We start from the raw sequence: 4,663 nt of genomic DNA on the forward strand, positions 1-4,663 counted from the left end.
CCGTCACTCCTGATCCCCCCCGCTCACGGGGCAGGCGCCCGCCGCCGCCCCGGCGCTGACGCGGATCTCCGCGCGACGCCCCCCGGTCGAGGGACGCCTGGACCTCCGGAGCATGGGTGAAGATGGGCGGATGACATCCGTGGGGGGCGTTCCGGAGCTCAGGCTGGCCGTCGTCGACGACCAGCCCCTCTACCTGCACATGCTGTCGTCGCTGCTGCGCGCGGTGCCGGGCGTGCGGAGCGTCGTGGAGGCCGGATCCGCCACGGAGGCGCGGTCGGTGCTGCGGCCCGCGGAGCTCGACGTGGCGATCCTCGACATCGAGCTCGGCGACGGGGACGGCATCGAGCTCGGGCGCCGGCTGCGGTCCACCGCGCCCGGGCTGGGCATCGTCCTGCTCTCGGCCGTCGACGCGATGCACCGCTTCCTCCGCCTCGACCGCGCCGAGGCCGGCGGCTGGAGCTACCTCTCGAAGACCTCCTCCCTCTCCGCCCCCGCCCTGCTCGCCTCCGTCCGCGCGACGGCGGACGGCCGCACCGTGCTCGATCCGGCGCTGGTCGCCGCCCGCGCGGCCCGCCGCGACTCCCCGGTCGCCGCGCTGAGCCCGCGCCAGTACGAGGTGCTCTCGGGCCTCGCATCGGGGCTGACCAACGCCGCGATCGGCGAGCGCCTCGGCATCGCGGTCCGCTCGGTCGACAACCACGTCAACGCCGTCTACGCGTCCCTCGGCGTCCGCTCGGACGGCGAGCGCAACCCGCGGGTCGACGCGACGCTCCTCTTCCTCGAGCACACCGGATGAGCGCCGGCCCGAGCGATACGCGCGAGGACAACCGCATCGTCCTCGGAGCGATGGCCCTCCTGGGCGGCGTGCTCTCGCTGCTGGCCGCGCTCCAGGCCGTCTTCGCGCTCGGGATGCTGTCGCGGACGCTGCGGGGGGTCGATCCGGGGCCGCTGCTCGACGTGACGACGCGCGTCCTGGTCAACGTGTCGACGATCGGGCTCGCGATCGCCCTTGTCGCGGTGCTGCGTCCCGAGCGCTCGACCGGCAGCGGCCGGGTGGCCCTGACGGCGGTCATCGCCGTGGGGATGGGACTCGTCCGCTGCTGCCTCCAGGTGCTGACCGGCGTCTACCCGCTCTCGGCACTCCCCGCTCTCGCGGTCGAGCTGGTCGTCGGATCCACGGTGATCGCGCTGATCACCGCCTACGGCTACCTTCTCGTGCGCGCGGCACGGCGGGTGCGCGAGAAGGAGCGGGAGCACGCCCGCGCCTCCGTGCAGGCGCTCGAGGCGGTGCAGGCCCTGCAGCGGGAGGAGCTGCGGGTGCGGCGCGACGTCGCGCAGAGCCTGCACGGCGGCCTCCAGAACGGACTCGTGGTGCTGACCGCCGAGCTGCACGCGGTCGCTAGCGCATCCGACGAGGCGGCCTCGGAGCGGCTGCTCGCCATCGCCGCCCGTCTCGACCGGCTCCGCGAGGACGAGGTGCGCGCGGTCGGCCACGCCCTCTACCCGGTCGAGATCGACCACGGCCTGGTCCCCGCCGTCCGCGACCTCGTCGCGCGCCTCCCTCCCGAGATCGCCGTCGACCTCGACCTCGGCCGCATTCCGGCGCTCGCCGCCGAGGGCGCCGAGCCGCCGCTCGACCAGCGGATGCTCCTGGTCCGGTTCCTGGAGGAGGCGGTCACCAACGCGCTGAAGCACGGCGGCGCCTCCTCGCTGCGGGTGCGCGGCGACGAGGAGGCGGGCGTCGTGGTGCTCACCCTCGACGACGACGGCCGCGGACTCGTCGAGGGGTCGACGCGCTCGGGCCTGGCGCGGCTGGAGCGGCAGCTCGCGGTCTACGGGGGCTCGTTGGAGCTCTCGGACTCGCCCGTGCTGACGGGGGCGCGGCTGCGGGTGTGGCTCCCGCTGTCCGGCGCGGCGCCCGGCGGGGACGGCGGCGGGGCGGAGTAGCGGGACGGGCGCTCGCGCCGTACCTCGCGTCGAGCACCGGCGGTCCGAGGGACGGATTCATGGCGAGCCGTCTCCTCGTGCCCGCCCCTCATGCCGGGTAGACCAGCAGATCCTCCGGAGCGACGGTGAAGCCTGCCTCGCGTCCGGGCGTGAGGTCGAGGCGCGCCGCGTCGGCCGCCGGGACGTCGGCGGTCAGGAGCGCGCTGCGCACCCGCACCGCGTCTCCCCGCTGCTCCACATCGGTGATCACGGCGCGGAGGCCTCCCTCTCCGACGGAGACGGCGGAGGGGCGGACCGCGGCGAGCACCGCGGCGCCGACCGCGACCGGCTCGGCCGCGACTCCGGACAGCTCGTGCCCGTCGGCGGTGCGCAGACCCGTCGCGGTGCGGACGCCCTCGAGCAGCTCGAGCCCGGCGAGCTCGGCGGTGAACGCGGTGCGAGGGCGGGTGAGGACGCGGGCGGTCGGCCCCTCCTCGACCACGCGGCCGCCGTGCAGCACCAGAACCCGGTCGGCGAGGGTCCAGGCGTCGAGCACGTCGTGGGTGACCACGATCGCCGAGCGGTCGGCGAGCACCTCGCGGAGCATCCGGCGGAGGACGGGGGCGGTCCGGGCGTCGACCGCGGCCAGCGGCTCGTCGAGCAGCAGGAGGCGCGGGTCGGTCGCGAGGGCCCGGGCGAGGGCGACCCGCTGAGCCTGGCCGCCGGAGAGGCTCCCCGGGCGCCGGTCGGCCAGGTCGGCCACGCCCGCGGCGGCCAGCTCGCGCTCGGCCCGCTCGCGGGACCGCGCCCGCCCGGCGCCGGCGCTGCGCGGACCGAACGCCGCGTTCTCGCGCACGCTGAGGTGCGGGAACAGCAGCGGATCCTGCGCCAGCAGGGCGACGGGGCGCCGGTGCGGAGGAGTCCACCGGCGGTCGTCGAAGAGCAGCTCGCCGCCGGCGGTCGCCCGCCCGGAGTCGGCGCGGACGAGGCCGGCGATCAGCTCGAGCACGGTCGACTTGCCCGCGCCGTTGGGCCCGAGCAGCGCGATCGTCTCGCCCTCGGCCACGTCGATCCGCACGTCGATCCCGCGCGCCGCGAGCCGCGCCTCCAGCAGCAGGCTCACCGCGGCACCCCCCGGGCGGAGCGGCCGTGCGCGAGACCGATCACGAGCACCGCGACCACCACGAGCACCAGCGCGAGGGCGACCGCCGCGTCCGGATCGCTCTCCCGCTGCAGGTAGATCTCGAGCGGGAGGGTGCGCGTCGTGCCCTCGAGGCTGCCGGCGAAGGTCAGCGTCGCCCCGAACTCGCCGAGCGCCCGCGCGAACGAGAGGATCGCGCCCGAGGCGAGGCCCGGCAGGATCAGCGGCAGCGTGATCCGCCGGAGCACCGTCCCGGGGGACGCGCCGAGCGTCGCGGCGACCGACTCGTACCGCGCGCCGGCGCTGCGCAGCGCGCCCTCGAGCGTCAGCACCAGGAACGGCAGGGCCACGAAGGTCTGCGCGATCACGACGGCGGTGGTCGAGAACGCGATGCGGACGCCGAGGGCCTCCAGCGCGCCGCCGAGGAGGCCCATCCGCCCGAAGGTGAAGAGCAGCGCCAGCCCGCCGACCACCGGCGGCAGCACCAGCGGCAGCAGCACCAGCGAGCGGAGCAGGCGCTGGCCGGGGAAGGCCGTGCGGGCGAGCACGAGGGCCATCGGGGTGCCGAGCAGCAGGCACAGCAGGGTCGCGACGGCGGAGGTGCGCAGGCTCAGCAGGAGCGCGGCGACGGAGGAGTCGGAGGTGATCAGCGGCAGGAACTGCGGCCAGTCGACGCGGGCGAGGATCGCGGCGAGCGGGAGCAGCACCAGCAGGGCGCCGAGCGCGGCGACGGCCACGACCCAGCGCGGCAGGCCGGACCCGGTGCGCATCAGACGCGGGCGAGCGGCGTCTCGACGATGACCGTGGTCGCCTTGACCACCGCCACCGCGGGAGACCCGGGCTCGAGCCCGAGCTCGCGGACCGCTTCGCTGCTCATCAGCGAGACCACGCGGTGCGGACCGCACTGCAGCTCGACCTGCGCCATCACGGTGTCCATCACGATGCCGGTGACGATCCCGACGAAGCGGTTGCGGGCCGAGCGCGCGACCGGGGACGGATCCTCCGGCAGCACGGCGTTCGCGCGGGCGAGCCGGGCGACCTCGAGGCCGTCGACGACGCGTCTCCCGGACGCGTCCTTCGCGCTCTCGAGCGTCCCGTTCTCGATCCAGCGCCGCAGCGTGTCGTCGCTCACGCCGAGCGCGGCGGCGGCGTCCCTGATCCGTATCTGCGGCATGGAGTCAATCCTACGTCCGCGGGTGCGCCTGTGCCCGTGCCCGTCCCCTCTCCTTGAGATACCGCTCCGGTGCGCCTCCTGCGGCGTGCCGCGCATCCGGGTGGCATCTCGCGGAGAGGGAGGAGCGGAACGCGGAGGGACGGGCGCTGGGGATCCCGGGCCGCGCGCGCAACCCCCTGGAGGACCGGCGGGAGCACGACGCACGCTGAAGGGACGACGACACAGGAGGCGGCATGCGCGCGATGGTCTACCGGGGCCCCTACAAGGTCCGCGTGGAGGAGAAGGACCGGCCGAGGATCGAGCACCCGAACGACGCGATCGTCCGGGTGACGATGGCGGCGATCTGCGGATCCGATCTGCACATCTACCACGGGCTGCTCCCGGACACCCGGATCGGCCACACCTTCGGCCACGAGTTCATC

Annotated in this window: 6 protein-coding genes; 3 read left to right on the forward strand and 3 right to left on the reverse strand. The window is 75.4% G+C overall.

Features of this window, described 5'->3' with window-relative positions; all coding sequences use genetic code 11:
• Positions 1-130: 130 nt before the first annotated feature.
• Together C5C74_RS16580 and C5C74_RS16585 are read left to right on the forward strand one after the other, a co-directional pair.
• On the forward strand, positions 131-796 hold the full coding sequence (locus tag C5C74_RS16580) for a response regulator (RefSeq protein ID WP_104267465.1): 666 nt from the start codon (positions 131-133) through the stop codon (positions 794-796).
• Positions 793-1,947: a sensor histidine kinase gene (locus tag C5C74_RS16585; protein ID WP_104351920.1), complete on the forward strand. Its 1,155-nt coding sequence runs from the start codon at positions 793-795 to the stop codon at positions 1,945-1,947. The genes C5C74_RS16580 and C5C74_RS16585 overlap by 4 nt, the downstream gene beginning before the upstream one ends.
• Positions 1,948-2,035: 88 nt before the next feature.
• Here the strand turns inward: C5C74_RS16585 and C5C74_RS16590 are convergent, their stop codons facing one another.
• The 3 genes from C5C74_RS16590 to C5C74_RS16600 are packed head-to-tail and all read right to left on the reverse strand — an operon-like array spanning position 2,036 to position 4,241.
• Entirely contained in the window at positions 2,036-3,049 is a 1,014-nt protein-coding gene (locus C5C74_RS16590) for a sulfate/molybdate ABC transporter ATP-binding protein (RefSeq protein ID WP_104351921.1), read from the reverse strand.
• Complete coding sequence (locus C5C74_RS16595; RefSeq protein ID WP_104222446.1) at positions 3,046-3,837, reverse strand: ABC transporter permease; 792 nt, start codon at positions 3,835-3,837, stop codon at positions 3,046-3,048. The genes C5C74_RS16590 and C5C74_RS16595 overlap by 4 nt, the downstream gene beginning before the upstream one ends.
• Positions 3,837-4,241: a molybdopterin-binding protein gene (locus tag C5C74_RS16600; protein WP_104351922.1), complete on the reverse strand. Its 405-nt coding sequence runs from the start codon at positions 4,239-4,241 to the stop codon at positions 3,837-3,839. Before C5C74_RS16600 ends, C5C74_RS16595 begins: the two co-directional genes overlap by 1 nt.
• A gap of 233 nt (positions 4,242-4,474) precedes the next feature.
• Between C5C74_RS16600 and C5C74_RS16605 the strand changes: the two genes are divergently transcribed.
• Positions 4,475-4,663: alcohol dehydrogenase catalytic domain-containing protein (locus tag C5C74_RS16605; protein WP_181134732.1), on the forward strand; the 189-nt coding region annotated here is incomplete at its 3' end.

The sequence above is a fragment of the Rathayibacter sp. AY1E8 genome (assembly GCF_002931415.1).
Lineage (GTDB): Bacteria > Actinomycetota > Actinomycetes > Actinomycetales > Microbacteriaceae > Rathayibacter.